Origin of the sequence: Pseudomonas abieticivorans (assembly GCF_023509015.1) — a bacterium.
Classification (GTDB): domain Bacteria; phylum Pseudomonadota; class Gammaproteobacteria; order Pseudomonadales; family Pseudomonadaceae; genus Aquipseudomonas; species Aquipseudomonas abieticivorans.
In genome coordinates this window covers 1,188,645-1,204,112 of sequence record NZ_CP094975.1, presented here as the reverse complement: position 1 = coordinate 1,204,112, position 15,468 = coordinate 1,188,645, and the positions used below count along the sequence as shown (strand labels likewise).

12 protein-coding genes are annotated in these 15,468 nt (G+C 63.8%); 4 read left to right on the top strand and 8 right to left on the bottom strand.

What is annotated here, in order from left to right; genetic code table 11:
* Positions 1–72 precede the first annotated feature (72 nt).
* The gene (locus tag L9B60_RS05355; RefSeq protein ID WP_249676997.1) at positions 73–471 is read left to right on the top strand and encodes an NUDIX hydrolase; all 399 of its coding nucleotides are present in this window, start codon (positions 73–75) and stop codon (positions 469–471) included.
* A 112-nt stretch (positions 472–583) separates the two neighbouring features.
* Here L9B60_RS05355 and metR read toward each other — a convergent pair whose 3' ends face one another.
* Complete coding sequence (metR, locus tag L9B60_RS05350) at positions 584–1,501, bottom strand: transcriptional regulator MetR (RefSeq protein ID WP_249676996.1); 918 nt, start codon at positions 1,499–1,501, stop codon at positions 584–586.
* Positions 1,502–1,609: 108 nt separating this feature from the next.
* On the opposite strand from metR, the gene metE reads away from it, so the two are divergent.
* Both metE and L9B60_RS05340 read left to right on the top strand, forming a co-directional pair.
* Positions 1,610–3,919, top strand: a complete 2,310-nt coding sequence (metE, locus tag L9B60_RS05345) for a 5-methyltetrahydropteroyltriglutamate--homocysteine S-methyltransferase (protein ID WP_249676994.1) — start codon at positions 1,610–1,612, stop codon at positions 3,917–3,919.
* Between the two features lie 126 nt (positions 3,920–4,045).
* Positions 4,046–5,038, top strand: coding sequence for an alpha/beta fold hydrolase (locus L9B60_RS05340; RefSeq protein ID WP_249676993.1), 993 nt, complete (start codon positions 4,046–4,048; stop codon positions 5,036–5,038).
* Between the two features lie 26 nt (positions 5,039–5,064).
* Here the strand turns inward: L9B60_RS05340 and L9B60_RS05335 are convergent, their stop codons facing one another.
* From L9B60_RS05335 to L9B60_RS05315, 5 genes are read right to left on the bottom strand one after another with little or no spacing between them, the layout of a single operon-like run.
* Positions 5,065–6,444: a sigma-54-dependent transcriptional regulator gene (locus L9B60_RS05335; RefSeq protein WP_249676992.1), complete on the bottom strand. Its 1,380-nt coding sequence runs from the start codon at positions 6,442–6,444 to the stop codon at positions 5,065–5,067.
* Positions 6,441–8,198 carry a sensor histidine kinase gene (locus tag L9B60_RS05330; RefSeq protein ID WP_249676991.1) on the bottom strand — a complete coding sequence of 586 codons (1,758 nt, stop codon included), beginning with the start codon at positions 8,196–8,198 and terminating at the stop codon, positions 6,441–6,443. The genes L9B60_RS05335 and L9B60_RS05330 overlap by 4 nt, the downstream gene beginning before the upstream one ends.
* Positions 8,199–8,232: 34 nt before the next feature.
* Positions 8,233–9,054: an alpha/beta hydrolase gene (locus tag L9B60_RS05325; RefSeq protein WP_438866127.1), complete on the bottom strand. Its 822-nt coding sequence runs from the start codon at positions 9,052–9,054 to the stop codon at positions 8,233–8,235.
* 17 nt (positions 9,055–9,071) lie between these two features.
* Positions 9,072–10,469 (bottom strand): aspartate aminotransferase family protein, encoded by a 1,398-nt coding sequence (locus L9B60_RS05320; RefSeq protein WP_249676989.1) that lies wholly within the window; start codon positions 10,467–10,469, stop codon positions 9,072–9,074.
* Positions 10,462–11,172, bottom strand: coding sequence for an MtnX-like HAD-IB family phosphatase (locus L9B60_RS05315; RefSeq protein WP_249676988.1), 711 nt, complete (start codon positions 11,170–11,172; stop codon positions 10,462–10,464). Before L9B60_RS05315 ends, L9B60_RS05320 begins: the two co-directional genes overlap by 8 nt.
* Positions 11,173–11,407: 235 nt before the next feature.
* Between L9B60_RS05315 and L9B60_RS05310 the strand changes: the two genes are divergently transcribed.
* Complete coding sequence (locus L9B60_RS05310; RefSeq protein WP_249676987.1) at positions 11,408–12,142, top strand: MipA/OmpV family protein; 735 nt, start codon at positions 11,408–11,410, stop codon at positions 12,140–12,142.
* Between the two features lie 50 nt (positions 12,143–12,192).
* Here L9B60_RS05310 and aauR read toward each other — a convergent pair whose 3' ends face one another.
* Together aauR and aauS are read right to left on the bottom strand one after the other, a co-directional pair.
* Entirely contained in the window at positions 12,193–13,515 is a 1,323-nt protein-coding gene (aauR, locus tag L9B60_RS05305) for a two-component response regulator AauR (RefSeq protein WP_283780566.1), read from the bottom strand.
* The gene (gene aauS / locus L9B60_RS05300) at positions 13,512–15,422 is read right to left on the bottom strand and encodes a two-component sensor histidine kinase AauS (protein ID WP_249676986.1); all 1,911 of its coding nucleotides are present in this window, start codon (positions 15,420–15,422) and stop codon (positions 13,512–13,514) included. Before aauS ends, aauR begins: the two co-directional genes overlap by 4 nt.
* Positions 15,423–15,468: the final 46 nt, after the last annotated feature.

The window sequence follows — 15,468 nt, the reverse complement described above, 5'->3', positions numbered from 1 at the left end:
CCTTATTGATGGCGCCACCGGCTGCAAGTTGCAAGGTGGTTCGTCGGCCAGTGCGCGTGTATCCTGCGCGCCATGAACAACACAATCCACATCGCAGTGGCACTGTTGATCGGCCCCACCGGCCAGACGTTGCTGGTGCGCAAGCGTAATACCCTGGCCTTCATGCAACCGGGCGGCAAGATCGAGCACGGCGAGTTGCCGGTGAACGCGCTGATCCGCGAGCTGCACGAAGAACTCAACGTGCTGATCGAGCCTGCACAGGCCGCCTACCTGGGCGCCTTCAGTGCACCGGCGGCCAACGAGCCAGGTTTCCAGGTGCACTGCGAGCTGTTTCGCGTGCAGTTCGACGGGCCGGTGGTGCCTGCCGCCGAGATCGAGGAAGCGGTGTGGGTGGATGCCCATAGCCATGGTTCGCTAGAGCTTGCGCCGTTGACCCGCGATTACATCCTGCCGATATATCTGTTGCCCTGAACGGCCTCTTCGCAAGCAAGCTTGCTCCCACAGGTGGGGTAAGCTTGCCTGCAAAAAGGCTTGCTGCCACCTGTGGGAGCAAGCTTGCTTGCGATGAGGCCATGGGCCGCCATCAACGTACCGCGCTGACCCCATCCAGGGTCGAGAACGAGGTGTCCTTGGCTGTCAGCAAGAAGTCGCGCATGTACGGCGCATCCAGCATGTCGGTGCGCACGCCAGCATAGAGCGTGGCGAACAAGCCTTTCTCACCCAGGCGCTTGCCCTTCACGTAGCCGCGCGAGCTGTATTCATGCAACGCCCAGTGCGGCATGCCGCACACGCCTCGGCCGCTGGCCACCAACTGCATCATCATCACCGTCAGTTCCGAGGTGCGCACTTGCGCAGGCTCGATATCGGCCGGCTCCAAAAAGCGGGTAAAGATGTCCAGACGGTCGCGTTCCACCGGGTAGGTGATCAGGGTTTCCTTGATCAGGTCTTCGGGCACGATGAACGGCTTGCTGGCCAGCGCGTGCTGGTTGGCTACCGCCAGCATGGCTTCGTAGGTGAACAGCGGCACGTAGGTAATGCCGGCCAGCTCCAGCGGGTCGGAGGTTACCACCAGGTCCAGGTCGCCACGGGCCAGGGCTGGCAGGGGGGCGAAGGCAAAGCCTGACGCCAGGTCCAGTTCCACCTCGGGCCAGGCATCGCGAAACTGATCGATGGTAGGCATCAGCCACTGGAAGCAGCTGTGGCATTCGATAGCCATATGCAGACGCCCGGCAGTGCCGCCGGCCAGGCGCGCCAGGTCGCGCTCGGCGCCGCGCAGCAAGGGCAGGGTGGCGTCTGCCAGTTGCAGCAGGCGCAGGCCTGCGCTGGTAAAGCGCAGCGGTTTGGTCTTGCGCACGAACAACTGCATACCCAAGCGCTCTTCCAACTCCTTGAACTGGTGCGACAGCGCCGACTGGGTCAGGTGCAGGCGCTCGGCTGCCTCCACCAGGCTGTCGGCCTCGCGCAAGGCGTGCAGGGTTTTCAAGTGGCGGATTTCGAGCATGGGGTTCTCTATGAGTAAATCTTGTGATCAACACGAATATATTGAGTTTGTCTCATGTTGCGTGGAATGTCGACAATGGCGCCATCATTTACACGGAGCGACATTCCCATGGCATTGGCCCACAACCTCGGTTTCCCACGCATCGGCGCCGATCGCGAACTGAAAAAAGCCCTGGAAGCCTATTGGAAGGGTGATCTGGACCAAGCCGGCCTGCGCCAAGTGGGCCGTGAACTGCGTGCCCGGCACTGGCAAGTGCAAAAGGACGCCGGCATCGAGCTGCTGCCCGTCGGCGACTTCGCCTGGTACGACCAGGTATTGGCCCATTCGGTGGCCTTCGGCGCCATCCCCGCGCGCTTCCAGCCGGCCAACGGCAGCAATGGCTTGCCGACCCTGGACACACTGTTCGCCATGGCCCGTGGTGCCAGCGCCTGCTGCGGCGGTGCCCACGGTGAAGCGCAATATGCCCAGGAGCTGACCAAATGGTTCGACACCAACTACCACTACCTGGTCCCGGAATTTACCGCTGACCAGCGCTTTCTGCTCAGCTGGGACCAACTGTTCGAAGAGGTCGACGAAGCCCATGCCCTGGGCCACAAGGTCAAGCCGGTGCTGATCGGCCCGCTGACTTACCTGTGGCTGGGCAAGGCCAAGGGCGAGGGCTTCGACACGCTCGACCTGCTGGAGCGCCTGCTGCCGGTGTACGGTGAAATCCTCGGTCGCCTGGCGCGCCAGGGGGTTGAATGGGTGCAGATCGACGAGCCGATCCTGACCCTGGACCTGCCGCAGGCGTGGAAAAACGCCTTCGAGCGTGCCTACCACATCTTGCAGTACTCGCCGCTGAAAAAGCTGGTGGCCACCTACTTCGGCGGCCTGGAAGACAACCTCGGCCTGGCCACGGGCCTGCCGGTGGATGGCCTGCACATCGATCTGGTACGCGCCCCCGAGCAATTGGCCGCGGTGCTGGATCGCCTGCCCACCTACAAGGTGTTGTCGGTGGGCGTGGTCAACGGCCGCAACGTCTGGCGTTGCGAATTGGAGGCGGCGCTCGAGCGTTTGAAGCCCGCCCAGCAACGTTTCGGTGCCAACCTCTGGGTGGCCGGTTCCTGCTCGTTGCTGCACAGCCCGGTCGACCTGCGCCGCGAAGACCGCCTGGATGCCGAGCTTAAAAGCTGGCTGGCCTTTGCCGTGCAAAAGTGCGACGAGATCGCCGTGCTCGGTGCCGCGCTGGACCACCCGCAAGCGCCACAGGTGCAGGCCGCGCTCAACCAGAGCCGTGCGGTGCAGGCTAGCCGCCAGGCCTCGTCGCGCATTCACAAGCCGCAGGTTCAGGCCCGTCTGCAGGCGATCAAGCCCGCCGACAGCCAGCGCCATGCGCCTTTCGCCCAGCGCATCGAGGCCCAGCGTGCACGCCTGCAATTGCCTGCGTTCCCGACGACAACCATCGGTTCGTTCCCGCAAACCTCGGCCATTCGCCTGGCGCGCCAGGCCTTCAAGCAGGGCAAGTTGTCGGCCAACGACTACCTTGATGCGATGAACAGCGAGATCCGCCATGCGGTGAAAATCCAGGAGCGCCTGGGCCTGGATGTGCTGGTGCACGGTGAAGCCGAGCGCAATGACATGGTCGAGTATTTCGCCGAACAACTGGACGGCTACCTGTTCACCCGCTTCGGCTGGGTGCAGAGCTACGGCTCGCGTTGCGTGAAACCGGCAGTGATCTACGGTGACCTGAGCCGGCCCAAGGCAATGACCGTGGAGTGGATTCGCTACGCCCAGGGCCTGACCGACAAGGTGATGAAGGGCATGCTCACCGGCCCCGTGACCATGCTGATGTGGTCCTTCGCGCGCGAAGACGTGTCGCGCAGGGTGCAGGCCCAGCAACTGGCGCTGGCGATTCGCGACGAAGTGCTGGACCTGGAAGCAGCCGGCATCAAGATCGTGCAGATAGACGAAGCCGCCTTCCGCGAAGGCCTGCCGCTGCGCAGGGCCGACTGGCAGGCCTACCTGGACTGGGCCGTGGAAGCCTTCCGCCTGTGCGCCAGCGGCGTGCGCGACGAAACCCAGATCCACACCCACATGTGCTACAGCGAATTCAACGACGTGATCCAGGCCATCGCGGCCATGGATGCCGACGTGATCACCATCGAAACCTCGCGCTCGGACATGGAGTTGCTGGAAGCCTTCAAGGCGTTCGACTACCCCAACGACATCGGCCCAGGCGTGTATGACATCCACTCGCCACGGGTGCCGGACACGGCCGAGATGGTCAAGCTGATGAGCAAGGCAGTGCAGCGCATCCCCTCCGAGCGGTTGTGGGTGAACCCCGACTGCGGCTTGAAGACCCGCGGCTGGGCCGAGACCGAGGCGGCGTTGGTGAACATGGTGGCGGCGGCGCGGCAGTTGCGCTCCCAACTGGCCTGAGGGTCGTATTGTTTTCAAACGACCACTCGGCGCCCTTCATCAAACTGTCACGCAACTGTGGCAGCGCGCTTGAACAAACATCATCACACTCGCGCTCTACTGGGGTTCTGCGTTTTGGTGTTTTTCATGCGTTTATTCATTCTGCTGGCCGCACTGCTGTGCGGCCTGCCTGTTTTTGCCGCGTCGCAGTGCGATGCCAATGTACCCACCGAACACGCCCAGTTGAGCGACGTCAACCTGGCCTACCAAAGCATCGGCCGGGCCACGGACCCAGCCTTGCTGCTGGTGATGGGCCTTGGTGGCCAGTTGATTCACTGGCCCGACGAGGTGGTGGTGGCGCTGTGCGAGCAGGGCTTTCGGGTGATCCGCTACGACAACCGTGACGTGGGGCTGTCGACCTGGACGCAGCCACCGACCAGCGCCAACCTGACGTTCGAAGTGTTGCGCTACAAGTTGGGCCTGCCGGTGTCGGCGCCCTACAGCCTCACCGACATGGCGCAAGACGGCCTGGGCCTGATGGACGCCCTGCACGTTCAGCGCTTTCATGTGTTGGGTGCGAGCATGGGCGGCATGATCGCCCAGCACCTGGCCGACATGGCGCCCCGGCGGGTGGAAAGCCTGACCTTGATCATGACCAGCTCTGGCGCCCCAGGCTTGCCGATGCCCAGCCCTGCGCTGATGCAGTTGCTGGCCCGGCGTGGCGCGCCGAACCGGGAGGTGGCCATCGAGCAACAGGCCGACCTGTTGGCGGCGTTGGGCAGCCCCGAGGTGGTGGATGACCGCAAGAGCCTGTTGAACCAGGCGGCGGTGTCCTATGACCGGGCGTTCAACCCTGAAGGGGTGAAGCGCCAGATATTGGCCATCCTGGCCGAACCCAGCCGCGTGGCGCTGCTTGATCGCCTGCGGGTGCCGACCCTGGTGGTGCATGGCACGGCCGACCCGTTGTTGCCGGTGATGCACGGGGTGCACCTGGCGGCGCATATCCAGGGCAGCCAGTTGAAGTTGATCCCGGGGTTGGCGCATCGTTTTCAGGAGGCGTTCAAGGCGCCGTTGTTGGCGGCGGTGTTGCCTTATCTGGACGCGCAGCGGTTGGATGATGCCCATGTGGCGGGGTTGTAGACCGCGCTGCCACAAAAGCGAAGGCCTTAACGTGCGATCTTGTCCACCTGGATCTGCAACTTCTTCAACCGATACCATAAACTGCGTTCGGAAACGCCCAACAACTGCGCCGCCGCCGCTTGCACGCCATTGGTTTGCTGCAAGGCCGCCAGAATCCAATTCTTTTCGGCCAGCGCCAGGGCGCCATCCAGGTCTTCAGGCACGCCGCTCACCGGCAGGTCGCTGTCGGCAGGCCGATCCAGCAAGTAGCCGGGCAAGTCGCCCGCCTCGATGGTGCTGCCCTTGGCCACGATGGTCGCCCGCTCCACGCAGTTCTGCAGTTCGCGAATGTTGCCCGGCCACGGGTAATTGGCCATGCTCTGCAAGGCCTGGGCGCTGAAACCGGTGATGCGTTTGCCGGCGGCCAAGCCCAGGCTGTGGGCAAAATGCCGGGCCAGCGGGGCAATGTCTTCGGCCCGCTCGCGCAAGGCGGGCAGGGGGATGGGGAACACGTTCAGGCGGTAGTACAGGTCTTCGCGAAACTCTTTGTTGGCCACCGCGTCCAGCAGGTTGCGGTGGGTGGCGGCGATTACCCGCACGTCCACCTTGCGCTCGCGGCCATCACCCACCGGCTCGATCACCCGCTCCTGCAAGGCGCGCAATATCTTCGCCTGCAAGGCCAGCGGCATGTCGCCGATTTCATCGAGGAACAGCGTGCCTTTGTCGGCCTGCTGGAAGCGCCCGATGCGATCACTGAGCGCACCCGTGAAGGCGCCCTTGCGGTGGCCGAACATCTCGCTTTCCAGCAAGCCTTCGGGGATGGCCGCGCAGTTGACCGCCACGAACGGTTGGGCGGCGCGGTTGCCGTGTTTGTGGATGGCGCGGGCGACCATTTCCTTGCCGGTGCCGCTCTCGCCGGTCAGCAGGATGGTGGCGTTGCTTTCGCGCACCGAATCCACAGCCTGCAGCACGCGCTTGAAGGCTGCGCTGTCGCCCACCAGGTTGTCGAACTGCTGGTGTTCGTCGAGCTCGGCGCGCAGGCGCGCGTTGTCGCGCACGATGTCGCGAAACTGCAGGGCCTTGTGCACGGTGATGTCCAGCTCGTCGATGTCGAACGGCTTGGCGATGTAATCGAAGGCGCCGTTGCGCATCGACTGCACGGCGTTTTTCACCGTGCTGTAGGCGGTCATCACGATCACCGGGATCTGCGGGAAACGCAGCTTGATCTCGGCCAGCAGTTGCGGCCCGTCCATGCCGGGCATGCGCCAGTCACTGATCACCAGGTCCACCGCTTCCTTGTCCAGCAGCGCCAAGGCTTGCAGGCCATTGCCAGCGCTGAGCACCTGCACGCTGTCGCTGCTCAGGGCCGAGACCAGCAGGTCGCAGAGTTTCGGTTCGTCGTCGACCACCAGCACGGTATGGCTCATGCGTGCTCTCCTTCGCGGGCTGGCATGTAAAGGTTGAAGGTGGCGCCGGCACCGGGGGTGCTCAGGCACTCTACCCGTCCATCGTGGTTTTCCACGATCGAGAACACTTTGGCAAGCCCAAGGCCGGTGCCCGAGGCCTTGGTGGTGACGAAGGGGGTAAAGATACGCTCCATCAGCTCGGGGGCGATGCCTTCGCCGTTGTCGGCCACGCTGATCAGCGTGGTTGGCCCCAGGCTGCTGATGCCCAGGTTGAGCTTGCCGCCATGGGGCATGGCGTCGATGGCATTGAGGATCAGGTTCAGGCAGGCCTGCTTCAACTGGCTGCCGTCGGCATAGAGCATGGCGCCGGGCGCCTGGTCGTTAATGTGCGCGAGGATCTGGTGGGTAGCCAGCTCCGGGGCACAAAAGCCCAGCAGCTCTTCCAGCAAGGGCCGCGCCGGCATCAGGGTGCGCTGCGGCGGGGCAGGCTTGGCAAACTCGAGGAACTCGGTGATCAACTCATTGATGCGGGTGACCTCGGAAATCACGTATTCCAGGTGGCGCATGTCGGTTTCCGGCAGCGCCGCGCGGCGGTGCAGCAGCTGCGTCGCGGTCTTGATGATGCCCAGCGGGTTGCGGATCTCGTGGGCCAGGCCCATCGCCACTTCGCCCAAGGTGTGCAGCCGATCACGGCGGCGCAACTGCGCCTCCAGGTGCTGTAGTTCGCGCAAGCCGGCGGTCATGTGGTTGAAGGTGGCGCTCAGCTCTGCCAACTCATCGCTGCCTACCACCGCTATTTGCTGGCTGTAGTCGCCGGCAGTCACCGCCCGTACGCCTTCGGACAGGGCCCGCAGCGGCTTGGTCAGCCGGCGCGACACCAGCGAGCCGACCCCCAGCGAGAGTGCCGAGCCCAGCAGGAAAATCAGCATGAACAGGTTGGTCTGGTTAACCAGGCCCATCAGGCTGTTGTGCCGCAGCAGGCCGCTGAACACCACGCCTTGCAGGTCGCCCTTGTCATTGAGCAACGGCCGGTACACGCCGCTGTAGCGGTTGGTGAACTGCTCGGTTGGCTCCTTGGTGTCACGCATGGTGCGTTCGATGTCGGGCGGCAATTGCGGCGGGTGGTCTTCGAAGCGCTGGCTGGAAAACACCTCGGAGAACGCCTGGCCGGTGGACAGGTACAGGCGCAAGTCCAGCGAGTGCACGTCTGCCACGCTGGTCAGGAAGCTGTTGTCCAGGTAGGTGGCCACCACCAGTTGGTAGTCTTCGCCTTGCTGCTGGGTGGCGAAGGTGGACACCACCGTGCCCGTCGGCGTGCCGCCGTTTTGCAGGGTTTGCAGCACTGCGTTGGGGGCCAGGCTGATCTGCCGGGTCACGTCGTCCGGCACGGTGGAGTACATCACCTTGTGGTCCCGGTCACGTACCAGCGCCACCACGTCGATGCCCATGGCGTCGGCGATGTCGGCGGTCAGCGCGTCATTCTTGGCCGAGATCAACGCGTCGGGTTGGGCATGGCGCAAAAACAGTTGGGCGACCCGGGCGTTGTCGCGCAGGATTTCGCTGATCTCGTCCTCGACGATCTTGGTCGACTCGCGCAGCCAGATGCGCACGTTGCTGTCGAAAATTTCCGAAAGCGTGGTGGCCGCCAGTTCCGCGGCAATCATGGTCGGGATCACGCTGACCAGCCAGAACGCCAGCACCAGGCGGCGTTGCAGGCTCCAGCGCGACAGTCGAAAACCTTGCGGGGTGACCTTTGGGGCGGGAGGGCGGGTCATCGACGCTCGCTTATGGCCGTGGCACAGGCGCCCATTATGCCTGTGCGCGTTGTTCTATGAAGCCGTCAATAAAGTCGGCACTCAGGTTGACCACCTCGCGGTATTGCAGGTCCACGGTGATCATGTGGTAGCAGTTGTCGAGCAGCACTTTTGTCACCGGCGCGCCCAGGTGCCGTTCAATGTAGTCGGCATTCCAGCGGCTGGTGATGTCATCTTCACTGGAGTGCAGCACCAGTGCCGGGGCGTTGACCTTCGGCATGCCGCGCTTGACCACCGCCACCAGGCGATGCAGCTCGCGCACGCTGGTACCGGACATGGTCAACAGGCCTGCGTTGCTGCTTTCACCGGCCATCATCTGTTTCTCGACGATGCTGCGCAGGCGCGGGTTCTTGATGCCATAGGGCGGCTTTTCGTTGAACCGGCACAGGTGCACGCCAAACGGCACCGCCATGATCAACGGTGTCAGGCGGGCCACCCACGGCATGTTCCAGCCGTCGTAGCGCAGGGTGGTCGAGTACAACAACAACCCCGCCACTTCACCCGGCCGTTGCGCGGCTAGGTGCATGGACATCACCGCGCCCATCGACAGCCCGCCCACGAATACCTGGGCGTGCTGGCGGCGGATGCCCTCGAACGCCGCCAGGGCACTGGCGTACCAGTCTTCCCAGCCGGTGGCTTGCAAGTCGGCGTTGTCGCCGCAGTGCCCGGCCAGGGTGGGCACGTACACCGTGCACCCCCGCTGGGCCAGGCCTTGGGCAACACGCCGCAGTTCGGTAGGCGTGCCGGTCAGGCCATGTATCAACAGCACGGCCACGGGGCCGGTACCGAGGATAAAGCCTGCTTCACCGGCACCCATATCGATCTGCGCCGCACTCACTTTTTAGTGACCCGATGCAGCAGGCGATCAAGCAAGGCGATTGCCAGGTCGATTTCCGGGTAGCTGATTTCCAGCGACGGCGCCAAGGTGATCACGTTCTTGTAGTAGCCGCCCACGTCCAGGATCAGGCCCAGGCGCTTGCCGTCGATCTCGATGTCGCCCTTCATGCCTTCCTCGACCATTTCATCGAGCTTGGCCTTGTCCGGGGTGAAGCCGTCTTCGCCGCAGATTTCCATGCGCAGGGCCAGGCCCAGGCCGTCGACGTCGCCGATGATCTTGTAGCGCTTCTGCAAATCCTGCAGGCCGGCCAGGAAGTATTTGCCCTTGGCCATGACCATGGCGCCGTAGTCCACTTCGCTGGTCATCTTGAACATTTCCAGGCCCACGGCAGTGCCCAGCGGGTTGGAGGCGAAGGTGGAGTGGGTGGAACCTGGTGGGAAGATCTTCGGGTTGATCAGCTCTTCACGGGCCCAGATGCCGCCCAGTGGGTTCAGGCCATTGGTCAGTGCCTTGCCGAACACCAGCACGTCGGGTTTCACGTCGAAGTGCTCGATGGACCACAGTTTGCCGGTGCGGTAGAAACCCATCTGGATTTCGTCGACCACCATCAGGATGCCGTGCTGGTCCAGGACCTGCTTGAGCTCGCTGTAGAAGTTCATCGGCGGGATCACGTAGCCGCCGGTGCCCTGGATCGGTTCCACATAGAAGGCGGCGTATTCGCACTGGCCGACTTTCGGGTCCCACACGCCGTTGTATTCGGTCTCGAACAGGCGGGCGAATTGTTTCACGCAGTAGCTGCCGTACTCTTCCTTGCTCATGCCTTTGGGGCCGCGGAAGTGGTAGGGGAACGGGATGAACTGCGCGCGCTCGCCGAAGTGGCCGTAGCGGCGACGGTAGCGGTAGCTGGAGGTGATCGAGGACGCGCCCAGGGTACGGCCGTGGTAGCCGCCTTCGAAGGCGAACATCATGCTTTTGCCGTTGGAGGCGTTACGCACCACTTTGAGCGAGTCTTCGATGGACTGCGAGCCGCCGACGTTGAAGTGCACGCGACCGTCCAGGCCGAATTTTTTCTTGGCGTCGACCGCGATCATTTCCGACAGCTCGATCTTGCCCTTGTGCAGGTACTGGCTGGCGATTTGCGGCAGGGTGTCGATCTGTTGCTTCAGAGCGTTGTTCAGGCGCGGGTTGGCGTAGCCGAAGTTCACGGCCGAGTACCACATCTGCAGGTCGAGGTAGGCCTGGTCGTTGGTGTCGTAAACGTAGCTGCCTTCGCAGCGGCTGAAAATGCGCGGTGGTTCGATGTAGTGAACAGTGTCGCCAAAGGAGCAGTAGCGTGCTTCCTTGTCGAGCAGAATCTGATCTTCTTCGCTGGTGATACGCGGCGTGTTAGACATGGTGGAAACGTTCCTGCTGTTCTGAAGTAGGGAGTGGCGCCGGGGCGCTGTTGTGTTGCGGCAGGGCGGCCAGCAGTGCGGGCAGCTCGGCGAAGGATTCGAAGCGGGCGTGGGCGATGCCATTGCGTTCGCAGTGGGCGGCCAGGCTGCCCTTTGCAAACACGAAATCGGCGCTGCCGGCCACGCACATGTCGGACTTGCCGTCACCGATCACCAGGATGCGTTTGTTGCTTTTTTGCGGGCCGGGGCTGGACTTGCATTTGCAGTTGCCGGAGGCCGCGCGGCAGGCGTCGCTGGCGTGGGGGAACACGATGCGCCAGCTGTGTTGGTCGACCTGGCGCAGCTGGTTGGCGATGATCGGCAGCAGTGGGCTGCCGTTGCGCGACAGGATGCGGGCGATGGCCTGCTCCAGGCCGTCGCTGACCACGTCCAGGGTGGCGCCGCGCTCCAGCACCTGCTCGACGAAGGCCGGGAAGGCCGGGTCGATGGTGACGCTGTCGAAGTACTCGAGCAGTTGCGCAGGCGTGGCCTTGACCAGCGACAGCTGACGGCTCAGGCATTCACGCGAGCCGATCTCGCCGGCCAGCCATTGCTGTTCAATGGTTTCCCAGCTGGGGTCGGCGAACCGCTGGAGGACGTTGTCGATGACATCGCTGGGGGTGATGGTCCCATCGAAATCGCACACGATATGCCATTGCATCATCTGCTGTTACCTATGAGTCGGGCGCGCTTTTCGCGCAATCGAAAGGGGTAGAGCAGGGACTGTGCCAACTGGCTTTGGCCCCGTATCCATGGGGCTTTGGCCTGGGCAGTGGGGTGGCGGGCTACAATTTTTGTAGGTCGCTACAAACAACATGAGTGCTTGCCAGGCCAGTGGGCTTTGCGCGTTCATGCGCGCATATGTCCTTGAGAGTGAGTGTGCGATGCGCAGGATTTGCATGATGCTGCTGCTGGCCTTGAGCGGCTGGGCGCAGGCCGATGACCTGAAGGGCGAGGCAGGGCTTGGGCTGTCCTACCAACCGCGCGACCCCAGTGCCAGCCGCTACGAAACCAAACCCATGCCGTACCTGGACCTGAGCTGGAATGACTTCACGCTGGACTCGGACGAGGGCCTGTCGTGGAACGCAATCAAGGGCACGGGCTGGAGTGCCGGGCCGTTTATCAACTACGTGGATGGGCGCACGGCCAATGGCCCGTTGCGTGGCCTGCGCGATGTGTCGAGCATGGCCCAGGTTGGGGGCTTCGTGCAGTACAGCCCTGAAGAGTGGTGGCGGGTGTTTGCCCAGGTCGGCCGGGCGGTCGGCGGTGCCAACGGCCAGGGCGGCATGCTCGGCCGGGTGGGTGGCGAACTGGATTACCCGGTGGGTTTCGGGATGTTTGGCAGCACGGGGTTGCAGGCGCACTTTGCCGACCAGCGCCAGAGCCAAACGTTTTTTGGCGTGAGCCGCGAAGAGTCACAGGCCTCGGGGATCGGCGAGTATCACGCCGCTGGCGGGTTGCAAAGCTGGAACCTCAGCCAGGGCGTGGAAGTGCCCTTGGGGCCGCATTGGTCGCTGTTGGGCAACGTGAGTTGGATACACCTGGAAAACTCGGCGGCGGGCAGCACGCTGGTCAAGGACAAGGGCCGGGTGAACCAGGGTGAGGCGCAGACGGCGGTGGCGTATAAGTTTTAATCGGGCATGTGTAGGCGCGCAGGGTTGTTGCCGATTGTTCGGGTTGGAAGTTACGACAAACCGTACTTTTTCACCTTGTCGAACAGGGTGGTCTTGGCCAGTCCCAGTTCCAGGCTGGCCTGGCTGAGGTTGCCGCCACTGCGTTGCAGGGCTTCGGTCAGCAGGTGGCGCTCGAAGGCTTCTACCGCTTCGGCAAAGCCCAGCCCATTGTTGACGCTGGCGTCGGCTTTCTTGAAGGCCGGCAGGCCCAGGGCGAAGCGCTCGGCCACGTTGCGCAATTCACGCACGTTGCCCGGCCAGTCGTGGCTCATCAGGCGTGACAGGGTCTGGTTGTCCAGCAGCGGCGGCTCGCGGTCAAAGCGCAACGACGACAACTGCAGGAAGTGTTCGAACAGTTGCAGGATGTCTTCGCGCCGCTCGCGCAGTGGCGGCAGTTCCAGGGTCACCACGTTGAGCCGATAGTACAGGTCGCTGCGAAATTCCTTTTTGCGGCTCAGGTCCTCCAGGTCCGCCTTGGTGGCGGCAATCACCCGGCAGTCCACTGCGATGCTCTGGTTGGAGCCCAGGCGTTCCAGGGTGCGCTCTTGCAACACCCTCAGCAGTTTGATCTGCAGCGCGATGGGCATGCTCTCCACTTCGTCGAGGAACAGCGTGCCGCCATTGGCGTGTTCGATCTTGCCGATGCGGCGCTTGCCGGCACCGGTGAAGGCATTGGCTTCGTGGCCGAAGATCTCGCTCTCGAACAGGTTCTCTGGCAGGCCGCCGCAATTAAGCGCGACGAAGGGCTGTGGCTGGCGCCGGCTGAAGTCGTGCAGGCAGCGCGCGACCAGTTCCTTGCCGGTGCCGGTCTCACCCTCGATCAGCACGTTGGCCGAGGTATCGCCGACATTGGCGATCAGTTCGCGCAAATGCTGCATGGCCGGCGAACGGCCGATGATGCGCCCCTCCAGGGAGTTGCGCTCGGCCAGTTGCCGGCGCAGCGACGACACCTCGCGGGCCAGGCCGCGTTGCTCCAGGGCGCGGCGTACGACGTCGACCAGGCGCTCGGGGGAAAAGGGCTTTTCCATGAAGTCGTAGGCGCCGTTGCGCATCGCACCCACGGCCATGTTGATGTCGCCGTGGCCGGTGATCAACACCACCGGCAGGCTGGCGTCGCGGGCCTTGAGGCGTGTCAGCAGTTCCAGCCCGTCGATGCCGGGCAGGCGGATGTCGCTGACCACGATGCCGGCGAAATCATCGCCGATGCGCGCCAGGGCTTCTTCGGCGCTGCCCACGCCTTCGCTGGCGATGTCTTCCAGGGCCAGGGCCTGTTGGCAGCCCATCAGCACGTGGGGGTCGTCTTCAACGATCAGAACGGTAAGCGGCAGGTTCATGACGGCTCGGCTGTATTGAGGGGCGGGTTGAGCAGCGGCAGGCTGATCACGAAGGCTGTGCCACCGGCGGTAGGGTGTTCGACGTTCAGGCTGCCACCGGCAGCGGCGGCCAGGCTGGCCGACAGGGTCAGCCCAAGGCCCAGGCCGTGTTCGCCAGGCTTGGTGGTAAAGAACGGTTCGAACAGGTGCTTGCGCGCCTCGGCATCGATGCCATGGCCATTATCGCGCACCCGCAGGCAGTAGCGCGCTTCGCGGATCTCGCTTTCCAGCCAGAGCACCGGCAGCGGTTGTTGCGCCATGGCGTCCAGGGCGTTGCCGATCAGGTTCACCAGGATCTGCTCCAGGCGGGTTTGGTCGATGGCCACGGCTGCATCGGTGAAGTCGCGGTGCACCTGCAGGCAGGTGGTGTCCAGGCGTGTGGCCAGCACTTGGAGGGCGGCTTCCACGGCCTTGCCTGCCATGGCCTGGCCTTGGTCATCGCCGCGCTTTGCGAACGAGCGCAGGCTGGCGGTGATGCGGCCCATGCGGTCGATCAAGTCGTTCATGGTGCGCAGGTTGGTGCTGGCGGTGTCCAGCGCGCCACGCTCAAGGAAGCGCACGGTGTTGCCCGACAGGGTGCGCAAAGCGGCCAGCGGTTGGTTCAACTCGTGGGCGATGCTGGTAGACATCTGCCCGATGGCCGCCAACTTGCCGGCCTGCACCAGTTCATCCTGGGCGCGGCGCAGGGTTTCTTCGGCCTGGCGGCGCTCGCGGATCTGGCTCTTGAGCCGGTCGTTGCTGGCGCGCAGGTTTTCGGTGCGTTCGGCAATACGCCGCTCCAACTGGTTGTTGGCTTCTTCCAGCGCTTCGCGGGCGGCCAGGCGCACGGCGATCACTTTGCGTCGCTCGTTCCAGGCAATCAGCAGGAACGCCAGCAAGGCGAATGCCACGGCCACCAAAATGCCCTGGATCATGGCTTCGCGGCGCAAGTCCTGCAACGAGGTGAGCAAGGTGAAGTGCCAGGGTGTGTCATTGAGCGAGCGGGTCTGGGCCAGGTAGCTGATTGCGTGGGGGCCCTGTTTCTGGTCGGCGGGGGCGGGGAAGGTCAGCTTCTCAACGCCTTCGGCCAAGGTTTCCCGGTCCAGCGGCACCAGTTCGTTGAGCGGGAACCAGTAATATTGCAGGCTGCGGGCCAGGCGCTCCTTGATCTGGGGGGTGAGCGGCCGTACCGATTTGAGCCGGCGTGCCGGGTCGCTGGACAAGATGATGATGCCGTTCTCGTCGCTGACGAAGGCTTCCAGCCGGGCTTTCTGCCAGCGCTCTTCAAGGGACTCCATGCGTACCTTGATCACCGCCACGCCAATGATTTTGCCGTGCTCTTCCAGGCCGTGGGCCAGGTAGTAGCCAGGTTCTCCGGTGGTGGTGCCAATGCCATAGAAGCGCCCGTCCTGGCCGCGCACGGCGTCCTGGAAGTAGGCGCGAAAGCTCAAGTCTTCGCCCAGGTAGCTGTCGCTGTCGCGCCAGTTGCTGGTGGCCTGCACTCGCCCGCTGGTGTCCAGCACGTAGATCGCCCGGCTCTTGCTGCGCCGGTTCAGGCCCTCCAGGTACTGGTTCACGGCCTCGCGATGGCCTTGGGCTTCGGTGTCGTTGAGCAACGCCGACACGCTGTCTTCCAGCTCCAGCAGGCTGGGCAGGTAGGTGTATTTGTTGATCTCGCTTTCCACGGCGCGGCCGTTGAGCTCCAGTTGCCGCTCACCGGTTTCACCCAAGGCGCGGATGCCGTTGTATTCGCTGACGCGATAGCCGGCATAGCCCAGGCCGAAGGTCAGCAACAGGATCAGGGGCAGCAATAGCACTTGGCGGATCAGGCGGGGTTTCACGGCGAAGGGCAGCTTGGCAGCGCGGTCAGGGGCGGGTGAGCATTTCATCACAGTAGGCCAGGGCCGACCAGCCGCCGGCGTCCGGAAAACCGGA